Source organism: Desulfonauticus autotrophicus (genome assembly GCF_055381725.1).
Genome location: NZ_AP042395.1, coordinates 954,633 through 974,203 on the forward strand (window position 1 = coordinate 954,633; position 19,571 = coordinate 974,203).

The window sequence follows — 19,571 nt, forward strand, 5'->3', positions numbered from 1 at the left end:
AAGGAATTAAAGCAGGTAGTTTAAAAAGGATAGAAACCAAAAGAAATAGATGAAAAAAAATAAAACGATTATAACCACTATATATTTCTGGAAAAATATTTTAATTTAAGAGTTAAAAGGACAAAAAAAGGCAGGTGGGGATAAAGGCAACTAAAAAATTTTAAACCTTAACCAGGTATGCACTAAAAATTAACCTTTTAAACTTAACCTACTTACAACTAAACCATTTTATTTTCCACTCAAAATCTGGTTAAGAAAAAGTTTTAGCCGTTCTTCCTGGGGATTGGTAAAAATTTGCTCTGGAATGCCCTGTTCAATAATTTTACCTTCATCCATAAAAATCACCCTATCTGCTACTTCTCGGGCAAAGCCCATTTCATGCGTAACCACCACCATGGTCATACCTTCTCTGGCCAAATTTTTCATTACAGCCAAAACTTCTCCAATCATCTCTGGGTCCAAGGCTGAGGTGGGTTCATCAAAGAGCATTACTTTGGGATCCATAGCCAGAGACCTGGCAATGGCCACTCTTTGCTGCTGTCCACCTGAGAGTTGACCGGGATAAGCCAGGGCTTTGTCCTTTAATCCTACCTTGCTCAATAAAAACAAAGCCTTTTCTTCTGCTTCCTTTTTTTTACGCTTTCTTACCACCATCTGAGCCATGGTAATATTTTCCAGCACATTCATATGGGGAAATAAATTAAAGTTTTGAAAAACCATTCCCACTTCTGCTCTAATTTGGTTTATCTCCTTTTTAGCTTTTAATATATCCTGACCATTTATAATTATTTCTCCACTGTCAGGAAATTCCAGTCTATTTAAACAGCGTAAAAAAGTACTTTTACCTGAACCAGAAGGCCCAATAATAACTACGACCTCTCCTTTTTGAATATCACAACTAATATCTTTTAAAGCATGTAAAGTATGAGGAACATAAAAATATTTATTTACTTTACGAACTTTTATCATATTTAAACTCCTACAAAATAGCCTTTCTTTCCAGGTATTGAACAAACATGGACAGAGTAAAAGTCAAAACCAAGTAAAGAAGAGCACACACAATCCACATTTCAAAAGGCTGCAAACTGGTAGTAACAATCTCTCTAGTGGCTTTTGTTAATTCTCTTATGGCAATAACTCCTAATAAAGAAGAGTCTTTGATCAAGCTAATAAATTGTCCTGCCAAAGGAGGTAAAATGCGGCGAAAAGCTTGAGGTAAAATAACTTTACGCATGGCCTGGGCATAAGATAAACCCAGGGATCTGGCAGCTTCCATCTGGCCTTTAGATACAGATTGAATACCTGCTCTGACAATTTCTGCAATATAAGCTCCAGAAAAAATAGCCAGAGAAATTACTCCATACCACAAAGAAGGTATGGGAGGAAATCCATATTTACTCAAGATGGCATTGACCAGGGTGCCCACCACAAAATACCAGAGAAAAATCTGCACCAACAAAGGTGAGCCTCGAATAATTTCAATATAGGTGATAGCCAGATAACGCAGGGCAGGATTTTTAGAAATACGGGCAAGACCAGTTAATAAACCAATAATTATGCCCAGAATAATAGCTAAAACACTAACTTCTAAAGTTATGTAAAGGCCTACTAAAAATAGACCTGGCTTTCCCTTTTTATAAAAACCTATCTTATCTCCTGGATATACATAATCCCCTTCAGACAAAAGCAATTCTGATTTAGCAGGTAAAGAGATGGTTTCCTCTTCTTCTCCCTTAATAACAACTTTTATACCGTCTTTGTCCTCTGTAATACTTCTTATCTCTCCTTCTAAAGGAGAAGTAACATCTATTTTAGCTGTATAATAAAAATATTGGGGCACTCTATACCAGCGCCAGGTATACTCTACAGACTGAGAGGCAAAATAAACCAGATAGGAAAAAAGAAAAATTATGCCTAAAAAAACTCCTTTCCAGAACAAATTATAACCCAAACCTGGAGGCCTTTCCATACTTAAACGCTGCATTCTAGCTCACTCCCTAAAAAATTTAGGGTAGTCTTTTAGACCCTAAAAGACTACCCTTCCTTATTCCTAAGGAAAAATACAATTATTCAGCAACTTTTTTAAACCAATCAGTATTTCTCATCCATTTATTGTAAATACGCTCATACCGTCCATCGTTTTTAATCTGGCGTAAAAAGTTGTTTAACCAGTTCAAAAAGTCAGGATCACCCTTTCTTATGCCAAAGGCCAGAGGTTCATAAGTAAAAGGCTTATCCAGGTGAACAACTTTGTCACTTCCGTGTTGAGCCACAAAGACCACATTAAAGGGAAAATCATAGACAAAGGCATCAGCCTTCCCATTTAAAACCTCTAAAGCACCGTCTGCTTCTTTATCAAAGGACTTATAAGTTGCTTTGGGCATGTATCTCTTTACAGCCATTTCTCCTGTAGTGCCAATCCTGGAGGCTACAACATATTTGGGGTTATTTAAGTCTTTATAGGACTTAACTTTACCTGCCAATTTTTTATTTAAAAGAATGGTTTGACCAACTACAATATAAGGATCTGCAAAGTTTATCTGTAGATTTCTCTGCTGAGTCACAGTCATACCACTGATAATAATATCAAACTTTCCAGTCATAAGAGCAGGAATAATGCCGTCAAAATCAGTATTTACAGGCACAAATTTAACTCCCATGGCCTTGGCCATTTCCTTAGCCAAGTCAATATCAAAACCAACATAATTCCCTTTTTGTCAGTCATTTCAAAGGGCATATAACCAGCATCAAAGCCCACTCTAAGCTCACCCCTTTTTAAAATCTCTTCCAAAGTGGACTTTTTGGCCAACTCAGCGTCTGCAGCCCAGAGATTAACTGCACCAAAGAACAACACCACGAACAAAAGTAAAATTCTTTTCATCAACACCCCTCCTTAAATTTAATATTTTCCTTCTACCAAAACTTCCCTGATGACCATTTCTACCTTACATACAGGGCAATTTGGTATTTCTTCCTCAGGCAGGTAAACAATCTTGGTCTCTTTACAAAGAGGACAAACAACTTCCACTGGCTCTCGTTTATATCTGTCTTTTAAAATTTTGGTCTCCATTTTTTCCTCCTTAATTTAAACCAAGACCTCCTTAGTGTTTTAGCCTCCTTTTGACAAGCGGCAAAGTGGCAAGTCCCTCATTTAAATGCTGTCTTTTTTCTTTAACCTATTTGTCACCTTTTCTCCACAAAAAATTTTTACTCTTGGCCCGTCCTTAAGGGGAAAAGATGAACAAGTTCAGTTATTTCTGGAACAACAAAATAAAGGAGATATTAAAGTTGCGTAAATTAGAGGAATTTTCTTTTACAAAATCCAATTACTCCAGTTTGATTTACCTGGAAATAGACAACTTCTATTTAATAGAAAATCTTTTTGATGCTGATTTTATCTTGCAGATAAGCAAAGAAATAGAGGATTGCCATAAGGAAATAAAAGATAAATTTTGCAAAATAAAAGATTTTTTCTTTCTAGAACCTGGAAAGTTTTTCTTTTTATCTCTTTATAAAGACGAAGAAGAACTATCTACCTTATGTTATCAAATAAAAACCATTTTTGAAGAAAAAATAAACACTCTTATCTTCTCCTTAAGCGGTTATAAATTAGACTTTTTAGTGAGTTATGCCCTATTAGAACAAGAAGAAAACATATCTTTACAACTAGCTAAATCTCTACAAAAGGCAAAATTCCACCTAAAAAACAAAATACCTTTAAAAAATCTACCTTTTTTAAAACTTTTAGAAGAGATTTTAGAAAAAAAGAACATTACCACCCTTTTTCAACCAATTGTCAATCTAACTACCAATCAAGTACTTGGTTTTGAAGCCCTGAGCAGAGGCCCTGCTGGCACTTTTCTGGAAAGCCCTTTAAATCTTTTCAAACTGGCAGAAGAAGTTGGGTTACTTTTTGACCTGGAAAAGGTCTGTAGAGAAAGGGCCATTTTACAGGCTGCCCCTTTTAAAAAAGAAGAATTACTCTTTTTAAATATCCATCCCAGAACCCTGGCTGACCCTAAGTTTATCAGTGGAGAGACCAAAAAGCTCTTAACCCGTTTAAACATTTCTCCAGAACAAATTGTTTTTGAAATTACTGAAAGACATTCTACCAAAGATTTCAGGCTATTTTTTGAAACCCTGGAACACTATCGTGAGCAGGGTTATAAAATAGCCATTGATGACTTAGGGGCTGGACACAATGGCCTCTTCTTGGTGGGCAACATTCAACCAGATTTTATCAAGATAGATTGCCACTTAATCCAGGACATTGAAACCCATCCTACCAAGCAGGCCCTTTTAGAGGCCTTTCTTTCCTTTGCCCAAAAAATGGACATCAATATTATTGTTGAAGGCATAGAAACCAGAGAACAACTTTTTTTCTTTGCCAGTTAAATGTTCCCTTTGGTCAGGGTTATTTTTTAGCCAGGCCCAATAAAGAAAAAAAATATCCCAGCTTATCCAATTTATTAAATAAAAAAGAGCATGAACTTAAAACCAATAATACCATTGAAAGTATAACCAGCCCGGTCATAAGCATTCTTCCTCAAGTGAAAATTAAAGAAATAAAAAAAATAATCACCAAACAGTCTCCCTTTAGTGGTATTGTGGTTGTAAACGAAGAGCAAAGACCTTTGGGCCTTATTATGAGCCACCACCTGGACAGAGAGTTAAGCACCTATTACGGAGTTGCCCTTTATTATGAAAAGGATGCCTCTTATCTTATGGATAAAAATCCCTTAATTGTTTCCCATGACACTCCTGTGGAAAAAGTAGCTAAACTGGCTATGCAAAGAGAACAAGCAAAGATATATGACCACATAATTGTGGTAAAAGACAATAAATTAAAAGGCATTGTCTCTGTACAAAAACTCACCAATTATCTGGCAAAATTACAGATAGAACTAGCCAAAGACACCAATCCCTTAACTGGACTTCCTGGCAATAAACACATTCACCAAGAAATAGAAAAAAGAATACAAACCAACCCTGAAAATTTATCCATAATCTATCTGGATATAGACAATTTTAAAGTGTATAATGATATCTATGGATTTTCCAGGGGCGATGAAATGATTAAAGGGGTGGCTAAATTGTTAAAGGAAGTCAGCCAAAAATACAAAGCAGAAAATATTTTTATTGGCCATATAGGTGGAGATGATTTTGTGTTAATTACTAAACCCAGTCTGGCTGAAGAAATTGCAAGTAATTTATGCCAGCGTTTTCAAAAACATATTCCAGCTTTTTATAACCTGGAACATCAAAAACAGGGTTTTCTCCAGGCCAAAGGAAGAGATGGAAAAGAAAGAGAATTCCCTTTAGCTAGCATATCCCTAGCCATTGTAAATGGCTATCCAGATATTAATCTGGAAAAAATAAGTACCCTGGCTGCAGGCACTAAAAAATTGGCCAAAAAAATACCTGGTTGTAGTTATGCCCTTAATCGCCGTAAAATTTAACCTATATTCTGGGCCACTACATCTACCAGATGAACCACTTCTACAGGCTTATCCTTTAAAAGGAGTTTAAGCTGGTACATACAGGCAGGACAGGAGGTAGCAACTGCTTTAGCCTTGGTATTCAAAATATTTTGCACCTTTTTTAAGCCAATTTTTTGTGAAAGCTCATAGTATTTTAAATTAAAACTACCTGCAAATCCACAGCACTCCTCACTTGCTTCCATTTCTACAAAATTAGTCAGGCTTTTTAAAATACTTCTGGGCTCTACATAAACTTTAAGGCTTTTTCTTAAATGACAGGGGTCATGATAGGTGTATAGATTTTCTTCTCTATCTTTTTTAAAATCCTTTTTGTCTAGGTGTTGATGTAAAAACACTCCTATATCCAATGTTTTGGAACTTATTTCTGTTAGTACTTCTCTATCTTCTAAAGACAAATCAGGGGCATAAATTTTCCATAAGGAAGAAAGAGTATAGGTACAAGAAGCACAGGGAGTCAGTAAATAGTCAAAAGACACCTGTTGATAGTACTTTAAATTTTCTAAAACCACCTTTTTAAATCCATCTACATTGCCACAGGTAAGTAAAGGCAGGCCACAACAAAGAGAAACTCCTGGGTAAAAAATGCCCACCCCCAGATAGCGAAGCACCTTGAGCATATTAAAGCCTACTTCTGGAAAAACCTTATCCACCAGACAGCCAGGGTAAAGGGCAACCTTTAGCTGGCCTCTGGTTTCATCTATTTTCCCCACTTTATGTTGCCAAAATTCCTTGGCCAAAGGTAAAATAGGTCTTTTTAAGCCCATTTTGGGAATTAAAAAGTCTTGCTCCTGGCTACTCCACAAAGGAGTGCTTTTTTTCAACAACAAACAGGCAAAATCCAAATTCTTAGGAGCCCTTAAAAGAGTAGCCAAGACCCTTTTTCTATAAAGCTAAGTCCTAAAAACTCCTTTAAAATTGTTCTGGCCCTTAAAAAAATCTTATCGCCCAAAACCCCACTGGGGCAGTTAAAGCCACAGGAACCACAAAGTAAGCATCTATCCAGATATTTTTGTACCAGTTCTGGTTGAGTGAGTAGGTTTTCTCCCAACTGCTTAAGCAAAAATATTTTGCCCCTAGCTACATCACTTTCTAACCTGGTTTCTTTAAACAAAGGGCATACAGCCTGACACAGGCCACACTGCATGCATTTTACCAATTCTTCTTCTATTTTCTTTATTTCTTTAGCCAGCAAAATAAGTTTGCTCTTTTTCACCTTATTCTACCACCTTGCCTGGATTTAAAATGTTTTTAGGGTCTGCAGCTTTTTTTATCCTCCGAAAGTAATTTAAAGTAGCAAGCCCTGTTTCTTGCACCAGAAATCTTTTCTTGGATAAACCTATACCATGCTCGCCAGAAAGGGTGCCTTCCAGTTCCAGGGCCTTGTTAAAAATCTCTTCAATGGCCTTCTCCACTTTTTGGGCCTCTCGTTTATCTCTTTTATCCGTTAAAATAGTGGGATGGAGATTGCCATCACCAGCATGTCCAAAAGTGCCAATGTCCAGTCCATACTTTTGGGCTATCTTTTCTATGCTTAAAACCATCTCTGTTATCTTACTTCTGGGAACGGTAGCATCTTCCAAAATAGTGGTGGGTTTCAACCTGGCCAGAGCAGGCAGGGCATCCCTTCTGGCCTGCCAGAGTTTATTTTTTTCTTCTTCATCTCTGGCTACAAAAACCTCACCCTGTTGCTTCTGACAAATCTTTAAAATAAGCTCGCTTTCTTCTTTTACCTGTTCTGGATGGCCATCTACCTCAATAAGTAAAATGGCTTGCGCAGAAGTGGGCAAACCTATTTGCCTAAATTCTTCCACTGCCTTTAGGGTAAATTTGTCCAAAAATTCCAGGGTGCAGGGAATAATTTTTTGGGCAATAATCAGGGATACGCTTTCAGCTGCCCTTTGCAGGGAATTAAAGAGAACCAAGATGGCCTGCGAAGATTTGGGAGGAGGAATAAGTTTAAAGGTAATTTCAGTAATAACTCCCAATTGTCCTTCTGAACCTGTGAGTAAGCCAGGCAAATTGTATCCACTTACCCATTTTACAGTCCTGGCTCCGGCCTTTATTTCCTCTCCCAGTCCATCTATAAACTTTAAGGCCAAAACATAGTCCTTGGTCACTCCATATTTTAAACCCCTTAGACCGCCTGCATTTTCAGCTACATTTCCTCCCAGAGTGGAAACAGCCTGGCTGCCAGGGTCAGGAGGATAAAAAAGCCCCTCTTTGCTTACAGCCCGGGCAAAATCTAAAGTAATCACACCAGGTTCCACCCGGGCATAAAGGTCCTGGGGATTTATCTCCAGAATTCTATTTAGTTTCACAGTTAAAAGGACCACTGTGTTTTCCCTTACTGGAATGGTACCGCCACTTAAGTTGGTCCCAGCTCCTCTGACTATAAGTGCCAGACCTTCTTGAGCGCAAAAACTCACTACTTGCCTTACTTGGTCTTGATTTTCAGGAATCACAACCACGCCTGGAAGTCTGGGCTTTTCTGGGGAACCATCAAAGGCATAAGCATGAAGTAATGCTTCTTCCTGTAAAACCCTTTCCTTTCCCAGTAATTGCTCAAGTTTTTTAATTAATTTTTTGTGCATATTGGCTCCATTTGAGGGGAGAAATAAACTCGCTTGATAACAACACCCAGGCTTAAAAGCTAAATCAAAAGCCCAAAGATTTCAATTTGACTTTGCCTAAGAAACTTGGCAGGCAAAAACCAGCCAAAATTTACAAGGAGTAACTATGCATACACCTGGCCCAAGACTTATCGCCTGGGAAGTAACCAGAGCCTGCAATTTGGCTTGTAAACACTGCCGGGCAGAAGCGTGCCTTAATCCTTTCCCAGGAGAACTAAACACCCAGGAAGCCCTTACCTTAATAAATCAGTTCAAAGAGGCTGGAGACCCGGTCATTATCTTTACGGGTGGAGAGCCCTTGCTTCGAAAGGATATTTTTGAATTAATAAGGCATGCTACCTCTCTTAACCTGCGCTCTGTTATGGCTCCCAATGGCACCCTTATCTCTGCAGATGTGGCCAGAGAAATAAAAAAAGCAGGTATTCAAAGGTGTAGCATTTCTTTAGATGGCCCCAGGGCCAGCAGTCATGATGACTTTAGGGGCGTAGTGGGAGCTTTTGACCAGGCCTTAAAAGGAATCCAAGAGTTAAAAAAAGTAGGTGTTCCCTTTCAAATCAACACCACTGTGACCAAAAAAAATCTGCCTCACTTTAAGGAAATTTTTCATCTAGCCAAAGACTTAGGGGCAGTGGCCTGGCACATATTTCTTTTGGTACCCACAGGCAGAGGAGCAGAAATTCAGGAAGAAATCATTTCTGCTCAAGAATACGAAGAGGTCTTAAATTGGTTTTACGACTTTCGCAAAACCACTTCCATGCACCTCAAGGCCACCTGTGCTCCCCACTATTACCGCATCATGCGCCAAAGAGCCAGAGAAGAAGGTTTAAAGGTAGATAGGGAAACCTTTGGTTTAGACGCCCATACCAGAGGCTGTCTGGGCGGAATAGGCTTTTGCTTTGTCTCTCATTCTGGCCAGGTTCAACCCTGTGGTTATCTGGAACTGGATTGCGGGCAGGTAAGAAAAACTCCCTTTCCCGAAATCTGGCAACATTCAGAAATTTTTCAAAAATTAAGAAATCCTCAATGCTATGAAGGTAAGTGTGGCATTTGTGAATATCACAGAGTTTGTGGAGGATGTAGAGCAAGAGCGCATACCATGAAAAACAACTTTCTGGCAGAAGAACCCCTTTGCACCTATATACCTCAAAGGAAAGGTTAACACTTATGGATAGCATAGATAAAAAAATCCTGGATATCATTCAAACTGATTTTCCTTTAGACTCCAGGCCCTATCAAATAATTGCCCAAAAAGTGGGCATTTCTGAAGAAGAAGCCCTGAACAGAGTCAAAAAACTGAAAGAAATGGGAGTAATTCGAAGAATTGGAGCCAACTTTCAGTCCCGTAAACTGGGCTGGTTTTCTACCCTTTGTGCTGCCAGTGTACCAGAAGAAAAAATTACTGAGTTCGTTCAAGAGGTTAATAAATATCCAGGAGTTACTCATAACTACTTGCGTAAGAACAAGTTTAATATCTGGTTCACCTATATTGGACCATCCCGGGAAGAAGTGGAAAAAGACCTAAAAGCTATCAGTGAAAGCACAGGAATAGAAGTACTTAGTTTGCCAGCTACTAAAATGTTTAAAATAAAAGTAGATTTTCCCATGCAACGAGGTGAAGATGAATAATAAAGAAATAATTTTAGCCCCTTCCATTTTATCTGCTGATTTTGGGAGATTAACAGAAGAATTGGCAGAGCTGGAAAAAGCTGGCCTAAAGTGGGTACACTTAGATGTAATGGATGGAATTTTTGTACCCAATATTACCTTTGGGCCACCTGTAATCAAAGCCTTGCGTTCCAAAAGCAACCTCTTTTTTGATGTACACCTGATGATAGATAAACCAGAGCGCTATTTTCAAGAATTTATAGAGGCAGGTGCAGACCTTATCTGCTTTCATGTGGAAGCCAGCCTACACCTAGAAAGAGCTGTACAAGCAGTAAAAGAAAAGGGTGTTAAAGTAGGCCTGGCCTTAAACCCAGCTACTCCTTTAACGCAAGTAGAATATTTAATTCCAGAAGTGGATATGATTTTAATTATGAGTGTAAATCCTGGTTTTGGCGGACAAAAGTTTATTCCCTTTTGCGAGCAAAAAATCCTGGATTTGGCTAAAAAAATAAAAGATAAGCAAGCCAGCACTTCCATTCAAGTGGATGGAGGGGTAAGCCCGGAAAACATTGGCAAACTAGTCAAGCTGGGAGCCAATATTTTTGTTTCAGGCTCTGCCTTTTTTAACCACCCACCCTATAAAGAAAGATACCAACATTTCTTGCAAGCAGCCAGGCAAGCCTAAAGCAAAGCTTTGGGCTTGTCTCCCTTTAACCTAGAGAAAAAAATATCTAGGTTGCCCTTTTCCTTTTTTCAATTAACAATAATTTTATGTATAAAAAGTTTATTCTCTTTATTGTTTTTTTTGTCTTTTCCCTTACAGCTTGCGAAAACAATGACTATCCCTATGTGGATTTAAGCAAGCGGCAACAAATCCCTCAGGTCTCTCAAAAATGGAGCTATACCTATGCCTATCTTCCCCAATACTCTCACCTGGTTTCCTTTAAACGCCAACACTTACTGGTGGAATATCTAAAACAAGCTACCAACCTGCCCATCAGACAGATTTTCCCGGATTCCTTTAGTGACCACATGAAAATGTTTGGAGAAGGAAGCCTGGATATCTCCTATTCCAATCCCTTTGTCTATGTAAAACTAGCTCACAGATACGGGGCAAAAGCTATTGCCAGGGTAGTGGAAAAATCAGGCAAGGCCGAGTTCCGAGGTCAAATTATTGCCAGAAAGGACCATCCTCAAATCAAAACCATTCAAGACTTAAGGGGAAAATCCTGGATAGCAGTAGACCCCAGCTCTGCTGGTGGCTATCTTTTTGTGCTGGGCTATCTTCAGGATCACGGTTTGGGATTAAAGGACTTTTCCCAGATTAGCTTTGCCACAGGTGCAGGGGGCAAACAGGAACAGGTAGTTCTAAATGTATACCTGGGAAAATATGACTTTGGTTCCATTCGGGAAGGTACCTTGGAAGTTTTGCAAAACGATATTGATATTTCAAAAATAAAAGTGCTGGCCAATACGCCCTGGTATCCAGGCTGGGTTTTTGCCCTTAGACCCAATTTACCAGAAGAAGATGCCCAAAAGATAAAAAAGGCCCTGTTAAGTTTAGATATCCACAATCCTGACCAAGCTCCTATTTTAAAAAACGCTGGTTTTATCAAAATCATTCCAGCCAAAGATGAAGATTATGACCCCATTAGAAAACTATGTAAAAAATTAAAAATAAATCTGGATGAATAGATAATGTTTTTAAAAGGATTTAATAGGCTTAGCTTTCGCTCTAAAATTACCTTTGGCTTGGGAGTTTTTCTTTTAATCTGTGGACTTAGTGTGGGTTTTGCTGTAACTAAAATATCTGAAAAATCTATCCTAGAAGAACACTACAAACGAGGAGAAGCTCTTTTACAAAGTATAGCCTATCGTTCACTAGAAGCCATACTTTCTGCCAATTATCTGGAAATACAAAAAATTATTACCAGTCTTAAAAAAAATCAAGAATTTGTCTATTTGTACATTCTGGATAAAAACAAAAACATTTTACTCCATTCTTTTAATTCTGGCTTTCCTTTAAAGTTATTGTCCATCAACAACAACCTAAAAAAAGAAATAAACATTCAGCCCCTTAAAACCAATGTGGGACTTATTGATGACTTTGGTTTAAAAGTAAGCATTAACGACCAAACAATTGCTTATTTGCACTTAGGTTTAAATAGAGAGGGTTTAAACAAAATCATTCGCAAACAACATCAAACAGGTTTTTTAATCACCTTTGCCATTGTTTCCCTGGGACTTTTACTTACCCATTTTTCTCCAAGACCATTACCAGACGAATTGAAGTTTTAAAAAAATCTGCTGATGAAATTATAAAGGGCAACTTAGAAGTTCAGGCAGGCCCTATTCTGGATAAAAATTGTTGGGAAATAATGGATTGTAAAAATGAAGAATGCCCTGCCTATAAAGATAAAAAAAGAAGATGCTGGCATCTTGTAGGGACTTTATGCGAAAACTGCAGTTTAAAAGCTTACCCAGATAAATTAGAATCTTGTATGCATTGTAAAGTATATAATAGGCTTTGTGGAGATGAAATTCAAGATTTAGCTGAAGTCTTTGACATAATGACTCTTAGCCTTAGAAACTATATATCTGAAATCAGGTCTCAACAAAAAAAGATAAAAGAAAAAGAAAATTTACTAAGAACCATTATCAATACAACTCCAGACTTTATTACTTTTCAAGATACAAATTTAAAATATAAGCTGGTAAACAAAGCCTTTTGTGATTATTTTAATTTAAAAGAAGAAGATATTTTGGAAAAAGATGATTTTGCTATTTTTTCTTCTACTCAGGCAGATTTAAACTATCATGAAGACAAACAAATTCTCCTAACTGGTGTGCCCTTATCCAAAGAAATTCAAGTACAAAAAGGCAAGCAATCCCGTTGGTTTCACATCTTAAAAGTGCCAGTAAAAGATGGAGATAAAATTGTGGGCTTGCTTTTAACGGCCAGGGATATAACCATGTTAAAAAAATACCAGGAACAACTCCTGGCCTCTCAAAAAATGGAACATTTGGGAAGATTAGCTGGAGGAGTAGCACATGAAATAAATACTCCTTTAGGAATTATTTTAGGTTATACCCAGCTCCTGTTAGAAGACGTAGATAAAGAAGAATGGAAAGAAGATTTAAAAATAATTGAAAAACAAACTAAAATCTGCAAAAAAATAGTAGCAGACCTTTTACGCTTTTCTCGAAAAGGACCTACTGAAGTCAAAGATGTGGATTTAAATCATTCTTTGCAAGAAGTTATTTCTTTAGTAGAGCACACCTTTTCTCTAAATCACATAAAAATAATAACCCTTTTGGAAAAAATCTTCCTCCCATCAAGGGAGATGAAGAAAAGTTAAAACAGGTCTGGCTAAACTTGTTAAACAATGCCTTTGATGCAGTAAAGGACAATGGCCATATCCTGGTTAGGACCAAGCTCTGTGCCCATAGACGCAGAGTGGTTATCCACTTTCTGGATTCAGGCTGTGGAATTTCCCAGGAAAATCTCAATAAAATTTTCGACCCCTTTTTTACCACCAAAGAAGTGGGCAAAGGAACAGGGCTTGGGCTTTCTGTTAGTTTTGGAATCATCAGAGACCACGGGGGCAAAATTTTTGCCTACTCTCCGCCCCCAGTAGAATATATCCCTGACCAGGCGGATAAAAACATTGAATGGGCAACCATTTTTATTGTAGAGCTACCTTTGCTGGAAGAAAGCTTACCAGAAGATTTAGAGCCCTGCCAAGACTAGGAGGTTTATATGGCTAATATACTGGTTTTAGATGATGTGGAAGACGCTGGTATTTTAATTAAAAGGATTTTAACCCGAAAGGGACATGAAGTTTTTAATTTTACCTTAGAAGAAGAGGCCTTAGAGTGGGTAAAGCAAAACAGTATAGACCTGGCAATTTTGGATATAAAGCTAAAAAAATCCAGTGGAATAGAAGTACTAAAAAGTATAAAAGAAATATCTCCAACTACTAAAGTAATTATGCTTACCGGTTATCCCACTCTGGAAACAGCTCAACAAGCCATTCAACTGGGAGCAAATGAATACTTAGTAAAACCAATTGATAAACATGAATTAGAAGAAAAAGTAGCTAAAGTACTTGCCCAAAAATAATGTGGATTAAAAAACTTATCTCTAAAGTAAGTGCTAAATCCTTTTCCTTTGAAGAACGCTATCTTTTGTTTCGAAAAATTCTGGATTTAGACAGAAGTAGCTTAGAAGAAATAGCTAAAATAGAAAAAATAATTCTAGAAAAAATACCCTGTGACTTTTATTTTTTAGCCAAAAAAATAGATAAAGTTTATCTCCAGATAAAAGAATTAGTTTTAAACCTACAAAAATTAAATCCAGAAAAGTATAAAGACCTCTTGCTCTATCTAAAAAAGATAAAATTTTACCTGGAATTAAATTTAAAATACGCCCTACCAACCCCTCAAAAACCCTTTGTCTTAAAACTAGAAGAGGCTACCAACCCCCACCTTTGCGGAGGAAAGGCAAGTTCTTTAGCCCATCTTAGCCAACACTTAAGCACTTCCTCTTTTACTATTCCACCAGGCTTTGTCATTACTACCTCAGCCTACTCTCTGTTTATAAAGGAAAACCAGCTGGAAGAATTAATAAAGCAAGAATTGGAAAGCTTGAGCTCTGCCCACCTTTCTCAAATAGATAAAGTCAGTGCAACGATTATCCAGTCTATCTTAAACCGCCCAGTTCCAGAAGAAATCAAAAAAGAGGTCCATTCTTTTTTAGAAAATCTAAACACCAAACTGGCCTTTCGCTCCAGTGCCTATCTGGAGGACAGTGAACTCTCCTTTGCTGGACAATATGAATCTGTTTTAAATATTTCCAAAGAAAATTGGACCCGGGCCTACAAACAGGTTTTAGCCAGCAAATATTCCCCTCAGGCCATATTTTATCGTTTAAAATACCATTTGCCCGACAACTTAACCCCTATGGCGGTCCTGGTCATGCCCATGTTATCTCCAGATTTAAGTGGAGTAATTTATACTTCCTTGCCCCAGAGGAAAAACTGTTTGGCCATCTATTATAATAAAGGACTGGGTGAAAATCTGGTAGGAGGCAAGGTCAAGGGAGACCACCTATATTTGGATAAGAACAATCCGCAACTTAGCTCTTCCTGGATAGCAAAACTATTTCAAATGGGGATAGAGTTAGAAAACTTCTCCCAACATCCTCTAGACATTGAGTGGGGTTTAGAAAAGAATAAAGTTTTTTTACTTCAGGCCAGGCCTTTTAAATTTAAAGAAGAAGATAAAAAGTATAATCTCAACTTACCACTCTTGCTTAAAGGAGAAAATATTTCTCCAGGCCTGGGTACAGGCAAGTTGTTTATTTTAAAGGACCTACAAAAAATAAAAGAAGTACCTTTAAAAAGCATCCTCTTTACCCCTTATCTCTATCCAGAATTAACTCTTATCTTAGACAAAGTAGAAGGAATTATCACTTTAGAAGGTAGTGCTGCCTCTCATTTAAGTCACATAGCAAGAGAAATGCAAAAACCCATTTTACGAGTTGCTCATAAAGAAGAAATTCTGGGTCATGCAGGTAAAGACCTCACCCTGGATGCCCATGAAGGAAAAATCTACTCGGGAAAAACAGTCTTGCCCAAATCCCCAAGGACTACCTCCCTACCCACTTTAAACAAACTCCTAAAACATTTATCCAATCTCAACTTAATTTCCACCCAAGAAGGCTTTACTCCTCAAAACTGTCAATCTTTACACGACATTATTCGCTTCTGTCACGAAATGGCCGTAAAGGAAATCTTTACTCCAGAAAAAAAATTTTCTGCCTCTTCCAAAGCTCAAAAATTAAGTACTGAACTTCCCCTTACCATTTATTTAATCGATTTAAGTAAAACTGCTACTTCCAACAAAGAAAAAGAAGTAAAACTTTCTCAAATCAATTCCTTACCTTTTCAGGTATTTTACCAAGGCTTAAGCCACCCTTCTATTCCCTGGGACAAAATCCCACCAGCTTTTGATTGGGACAAATTTGATCAAATGAGTGCAGGTATTTTTAATCCTCAAAAGGACCCTGAATTAAACAGTTTTGCCCTTATTGACCAGGATTACCTTCACTTTCTCCTTCGCTTTGGTTATCATTTTGTCTTGGTGGACAGCTTAATTGGGGAAGTTGCCGAACAAAACTATATCCAGATTAGCTTTAAAGGTGGTGGAGGATTAGAAAGAGGTCGTTTACTGAGATTAAAACTTTTAAAATTTTTACTCAAAAATTTACACTTTCAATTAGAGTCTCAAGGAGATTTTTTAAAGGCAGAGTTAAAAAAACGCCCCCGGGCTGAAATGTCTTTGAACTTAAAAAAACTGGGGTTCTTACTGGGTAAAACCAGATTGCTGGATATGCACTTAACCCATACCAATTACAAACAATATCGTGATAAGCTGAAAGATGAACTGGAAAAAATTACTTAATTTTTTTAAACCCAACTTTAGAATCGAATATATCAAATGGCTCACTCCTTATATTGCAGTTGGTCCTGCTCCCTTTTCTAACTATCACCTCAATCTTTTAAAAGAACATAAAATCAAGGCTATTTTAAATCTTTGTGCTGAATGCCCCAACCTGGTAGAAGTGGAACAAAAACATGGTTTTGAAGTCTATTTTTTACCAGTAGAAGACGAAAAAACACCTTCTTTAGAGACCTTAGAACAGGCCTTAAGCTGGCTGGAAAAAAACGTTTTCATTGGCAAAAAAACTTACATTCACTGTCGCTTTGGTATTGGCAGGACAGGTACCCTTTTGGCTGCTTATCTGGCTAGAAGAGGAGTAAAGCCAAAGAAAATAGAAGAAATTATTTCCAAGTTAAGAGCAACTCCTGAAAGCACCAGTCAAAAGGATTTTTTATCTTCCTATCAAAAACAACAAGGGGCTTTAAAAAATTTACATCCCTCCCTTTCTCTGGATTGCGAACTAGATTGTTTTTCCACTTTTGAGTTATTAAATAAAAAATACACTAAACTCTATCTATCCAGCTTAACTCCCAACCAGAAATATTGCGGCAAAGAACACAATATATGCTGTTTTCAAAATCTACAAATAAACTTTTTAGAAGCTTACTACTTACAATTCAATTTTAACATCATGCTTGATTTAACTCTAAGAGAGAAAATCTTAAAGACCATAAAAAAGAAAAACACCCGGATATGTCCTTTATATATAAAAAAATGTGTTCTTTTTGAGTTTAGACCTTCTGCCTGTAGAAGATTAGAAGTAAAGGATAAAAAGTTATTTTTAGAAGTGGAAAAAGAAATTGAAGAGTTAAATGAAAATTTCTTAAAAGAAAAGTTTAACCTCGAAAATTATCCAGAAAAGTTTACCTACCCAGAGGTAATAAGTGGAAAGTATATCCAGAAATTCTTTAACTTTTTAACTCAAAATCTAAAGAGAAAGTAATACTTCCTTTAACTTAAAAATTCTATCCCTTAACTGGGCTGCTCGTTCAAACTCAAGATTTTGAGCAAGTTTTTTCATTTCTTTTTCCAGTTTTTTTATCTCTTTTTCTAAACTTTCTGGAGTGCGCTGATACAAATTTTCCTCTTCTTTTAATAACTCTGGCTCATATTTTTGCTGTAGGTTATAAAGGGCGTGTTTTAGTTCCTTGTGAATAGTCTGAGGGGTTAAGTTGTGTTTCTGGTTATAGGCAAGCTGGATTTTTCTTCTTCGCTCTGTTTCAGAAATGGCTTCAGCCATAGCTGGAGTCATCCTGTCTGCATAAAGAATCACTTTGCCCTGAACATTTCTTGCTGCCCGGCCAAAGGTTTGAATTAAAGACCTGGCTGAACGCAAAAAACCTTCTTTATCAGCGTCCAAAATAGCCACCAAAGAGACTTCCGGTAAATCCAGCCCTTCCCTTAACAAGTTAATACCAATTAAAACAGAGAAATCCCCTTTTCTAAGGCCGTGGATTATTTCCACTCGCTCCAGGGTATCAATATCTGAATGCATGTACTTACACTTAATTCCTCTTTCAGAACATAAATTCTGCCAGATCTTCAGCCAGTCTCTTGGTCAGGGTAGTAATCAGCACCCTTTCTCCTTTTTCTATCCGTTTCACGCATTCAGCCAGCAAATCCGGGATTTGATTGGTAGTGGGTCTTACTTCTACTTCTGGGTCCACCAAACCTGTAGGTCTAATAATTTGCTCCACAATATAAGGTTTGGAGCGCTCCAGTTCCCATTCTCCTGGAGTAGCTGAAACATATACACATTGATTGATACAACTTAAAAATTCCTCAAAATTAAGAGGACGATTATCCAGAGCACAGGGCAAACGAAAGCCAAAATCCACTAAAGTTTTTTTGCGGGAGATATCACCATTGTACATGCCTCTAATCTGGGGAATGGTGATGTGCGATTCATCAATAAACAACAAAAAATCCCTGGGAAAATAGTGAAGTAGACAGGCAGGAGGCTGACCAGGCTTTCTGCCATCCAAGTGGCGAGAATAATTTTCTATGCCTTTGCAATAACCAAGCTCTTCAATCATCTCCAGATCAAACAGGGTTCTTTGTTCCAACCTTTTGGCTTCCAAAACCTTGCCCTCTTCTTCCAGTTCCTGGAGTCTCCATCGCAATTCTTCTTGAATGGAACTAATAGCCCGCTTTAAATTTTCTCGATCTGAAACATAGTGACTGGCAGGAAAAATAATGGTTTTCTTAAGTTTAGCAATTATCTGTCCTGTTAAAGGGTCTATTTCATAGATACTTTCAATTTCATCGCCAAAAAATTCTATTCTCAAGGCCCTTTCCTGCATATAAGCAGGTATTATTTCCAAAATATCTCCTCTAACTCTAAAGGTTCCCCTTTTAAAGTCATATTCATTCCGCTCATAATGCACTTCTATAAGCCTAGAAATAAGCTTTTCTAAACTTATACTTTGTCCTTCTTCAACAGGAACTATCAATTTAGCATAGTATTCAGGCGAACCCAATCCATAAATACAGGATACAGAAGCGACAATAATAACATCTCTTCTGGTAAGCAAAGCATGGGTAGCAGCGTGCCTGAGTTTATCTATATCTTCGTTTATGGAAGAATCCTTTTCAATATAAATATCCTGATGGGGTAAGTAGGCTTCTGGCTGATAATAATCATAATAGCTCACAAAGTATTCCACAGCATTTTCAGGAAAAAACTCTTTAAACTCTGAATAAAGCTGGGCAGCCAGGGTTTTGTTAGGAGCCATGACCAAAGTGGGACGGTTGAGCTTACTAATCACCTGGGCCATGGTAAAGGTCTTACCAGAGCCTGTTACCCCCAGAAGCACCTGCTCCTTTACTCCCTGCTTTAAGTTTTGCACCAAAGCAGAAATAGCTTTAGGTTGATCTCCTGTGGGTTTAAAAGGACTAACGAGTTTAAACGACATGGCCAACTTTTAAGCCAATCTGGTCCCATTGGGAACCTTTTTTTCTGGTACAGCCAGCACCACTTCTCCCCCTTCTAAAATAAAGCCTGTAATCAAACACTCAGACTTAAAATCAGCAATCTGCTTGGGAGGAAAATTTACCACCCCTAAAACCTGTTTTCCCACCAATTCTTCTGGTGAGTAAAGTTTGGTAATCTGGGCACTGGACTTTTTTATCCCCACTTCCGGACCAAAATCCACCCACAATTTATAGGCTGGCTTTCTGGCTTTGGGAAATTCTTCCACTTTGACAATGGTCCCTGCCCGAAGCTCTACCTTCCAGAAATCCTCCCAGGAAATAGTTGTCATTTTTTCCTCCCACCTTGATTTTTTTCTTCAATAAAATTAAATATTAAATAAGTTTAATAAATTAAACC

19 protein-coding genes and 2 pseudogenes are annotated in these 19,571 nt (G+C 37.6%); 12 read left to right on the forward strand and 9 right to left on the reverse strand.

Annotated features, from left to right (window positions below):
- Positions 1 to 228: 228 nt before the first annotated feature.
- From ACZ42F_RS05530 to ACZ42F_RS05545, 4 genes and pseudogenes are all read right to left on the reverse strand, one after another.
- On the reverse strand, positions 229 to 969 hold the full coding sequence (locus ACZ42F_RS05530; protein WP_464280039.1) for an amino acid ABC transporter ATP-binding protein: 741 nt from the start codon (positions 967 to 969) through the stop codon (positions 229 to 231).
- 10 nt (positions 970 to 979) lie between these two features.
- Positions 980 to 1,984 carry an amino acid ABC transporter permease gene (locus ACZ42F_RS05535; RefSeq protein WP_029966608.1) on the reverse strand — a complete coding sequence of 335 codons (1,005 nt, stop codon included), beginning with the start codon at positions 1,982 to 1,984 and terminating at the stop codon, positions 980 to 982.
- 82 nt (positions 1,985 to 2,066) lie between these two features.
- Positions 2,067 to 2,881, reverse strand: a pseudogene (locus ACZ42F_RS05540) (transporter substrate-binding domain-containing protein).
- A gap of 18 nt (positions 2,882 to 2,899) precedes the next feature.
- Positions 2,900 to 3,070 (reverse strand): hypothetical protein, encoded by a 171-nt coding sequence (locus tag ACZ42F_RS05545; RefSeq protein WP_464280040.1) that lies wholly within the window; start codon positions 3,068 to 3,070, stop codon positions 2,900 to 2,902.
- 167 nt (positions 3,071 to 3,237) lie between these two features.
- Between ACZ42F_RS05545 and ACZ42F_RS05550 the strand changes: the two genes are divergently transcribed.
- On the forward strand, positions 3,238 to 4,395 hold the full coding sequence (locus ACZ42F_RS05550) for an EAL domain-containing protein (RefSeq protein ID WP_464280041.1): 1,158 nt from the start codon (positions 3,238 to 3,240) through the stop codon (positions 4,393 to 4,395).
- A 122-nt stretch (positions 4,396 to 4,517) separates the two neighbouring features.
- Positions 4,518 to 5,459, forward strand: a complete 942-nt coding sequence (locus ACZ42F_RS05555) for a GGDEF domain-containing protein (protein WP_464280205.1) — start codon at positions 4,518 to 4,520, stop codon at positions 5,457 to 5,459.
- Here the strand turns inward: ACZ42F_RS05555 and ACZ42F_RS05560 are convergent.
- From ACZ42F_RS05560 to ACZ42F_RS05570, 3 genes are read right to left on the reverse strand one after another with little or no spacing between them, the layout of a single operon-like run.
- Entirely contained in the window at positions 5,456 to 6,373 is a 918-nt protein-coding gene (locus ACZ42F_RS05560) for a (Fe-S)-binding protein (RefSeq protein ID WP_464280042.1), read from the reverse strand. The two genes, ACZ42F_RS05555 and ACZ42F_RS05560, sit on opposite strands and share 4 nt — an antisense overlap.
- Positions 6,358 to 6,714 carry a 4Fe-4S dicluster domain-containing protein gene (locus ACZ42F_RS05565; protein WP_464280043.1) on the reverse strand — a complete coding sequence of 119 codons (357 nt, stop codon included), beginning with the start codon at positions 6,712 to 6,714 and terminating at the stop codon, positions 6,358 to 6,360. The genes ACZ42F_RS05560 and ACZ42F_RS05565 overlap by 16 nt, the downstream gene beginning before the upstream one ends.
- Before the next feature lies 1 nt (position 6,715).
- Positions 6,716 to 8,092, reverse strand: a complete 1,377-nt coding sequence (locus tag ACZ42F_RS05570) for an FAD-binding oxidoreductase (RefSeq protein ID WP_029967856.1) — start codon at positions 8,090 to 8,092, stop codon at positions 6,716 to 6,718.
- Between the two features lie 145 nt (positions 8,093 to 8,237).
- Between ACZ42F_RS05570 and ahbD the strand changes: the two genes are divergently transcribed.
- The 10 genes from ahbD (at position 8,238) to ACZ42F_RS05620 (ending at position 17,183) form a co-directional block, all read left to right on the forward strand.
- Positions 8,238 to 9,290, forward strand: coding sequence for a heme b synthase (gene ahbD, locus ACZ42F_RS05575; RefSeq protein WP_029967857.1), 1,053 nt, complete (start codon positions 8,238 to 8,240; stop codon positions 9,288 to 9,290).
- 5 nt (positions 9,291 to 9,295) lie between these two features.
- Positions 9,296 to 9,757, forward strand: coding sequence for a siroheme decarboxylase subunit alpha (gene ahbA, locus ACZ42F_RS05580; RefSeq protein WP_464280044.1), 462 nt, complete (start codon positions 9,296 to 9,298; stop codon positions 9,755 to 9,757).
- A complete protein-coding gene (gene rpe / locus ACZ42F_RS05585; RefSeq protein WP_029967862.1) occupies positions 9,750 to 10,421 on the forward strand; it encodes a ribulose-phosphate 3-epimerase in 672 nt (223 codons plus the stop codon). Before ahbA ends, rpe begins: the two co-directional genes overlap by 8 nt.
- An 86-nt stretch (positions 10,422 to 10,507) precedes the next feature.
- Complete coding sequence (locus ACZ42F_RS05590; protein ID WP_464280045.1) at positions 10,508 to 11,431, forward strand: phosphate/phosphite/phosphonate ABC transporter substrate-binding protein; 924 nt, start codon at positions 10,508 to 10,510, stop codon at positions 11,429 to 11,431.
- Between the two features lie 3 nt (positions 11,432 to 11,434).
- Entirely contained in the window at positions 11,435 to 12,034 is a 600-nt protein-coding gene (locus ACZ42F_RS05595; protein ID WP_464280046.1) for a hypothetical protein, read from the forward strand.
- 80 nt (positions 12,035 to 12,114) lie between these two features.
- The gene (locus tag ACZ42F_RS05600) at positions 12,115 to 13,095 is read left to right on the forward strand and encodes a histidine kinase dimerization/phospho-acceptor domain-containing protein (RefSeq protein ID WP_464280047.1); all 981 of its coding nucleotides are present in this window, start codon (positions 12,115 to 12,117) and stop codon (positions 13,093 to 13,095) included.
- A 17-nt stretch (positions 13,096 to 13,112) separates the two neighbouring features.
- Positions 13,113 to 13,487 (forward strand): sensor histidine kinase, encoded by a 375-nt coding sequence (locus ACZ42F_RS05605; protein WP_464280048.1) that lies wholly within the window; start codon positions 13,113 to 13,115, stop codon positions 13,485 to 13,487.
- 9 nt (positions 13,488 to 13,496) lie between these two features.
- Positions 13,497 to 13,859: a response regulator gene (locus ACZ42F_RS05610; protein ID WP_464280049.1), complete on the forward strand. Its 363-nt coding sequence runs from the start codon at positions 13,497 to 13,499 to the stop codon at positions 13,857 to 13,859.
- Positions 13,859 to 16,201 (forward strand): PEP/pyruvate-binding domain-containing protein, encoded by a 2,343-nt coding sequence (locus ACZ42F_RS05615; RefSeq protein ID WP_464280050.1) that lies wholly within the window; start codon positions 13,859 to 13,861, stop codon positions 16,199 to 16,201. The genes ACZ42F_RS05610 and ACZ42F_RS05615 overlap by 1 nt, the downstream gene beginning before the upstream one ends.
- Positions 16,179 to 17,183, forward strand: a complete 1,005-nt coding sequence (locus tag ACZ42F_RS05620; protein WP_029967873.1) for a protein-tyrosine phosphatase family protein — start codon at positions 16,179 to 16,181, stop codon at positions 17,181 to 17,183. Before ACZ42F_RS05615 ends, ACZ42F_RS05620 begins: the two co-directional genes overlap by 23 nt.
- On the opposite strand, the pseudogene uvrB reads toward ACZ42F_RS05620, so the two are convergent.
- A pseudogene (uvrB, locus tag ACZ42F_RS05625) lies at positions 17,169 to 19,155 on the reverse strand (excinuclease ABC subunit UvrB). The gene ACZ42F_RS05620 and the pseudogene uvrB overlap by 15 nt on opposite strands.
- A gap of 9 nt (positions 19,156 to 19,164) precedes the next feature.
- The gene (locus tag ACZ42F_RS05630) at positions 19,165 to 19,503 is read right to left on the reverse strand and encodes a tRNA-binding protein (RefSeq protein ID WP_464280051.1); all 339 of its coding nucleotides are present in this window, start codon (positions 19,501 to 19,503) and stop codon (positions 19,165 to 19,167) included.
- Between the last annotated feature and the right edge of the window lie 68 nt (positions 19,504 to 19,571).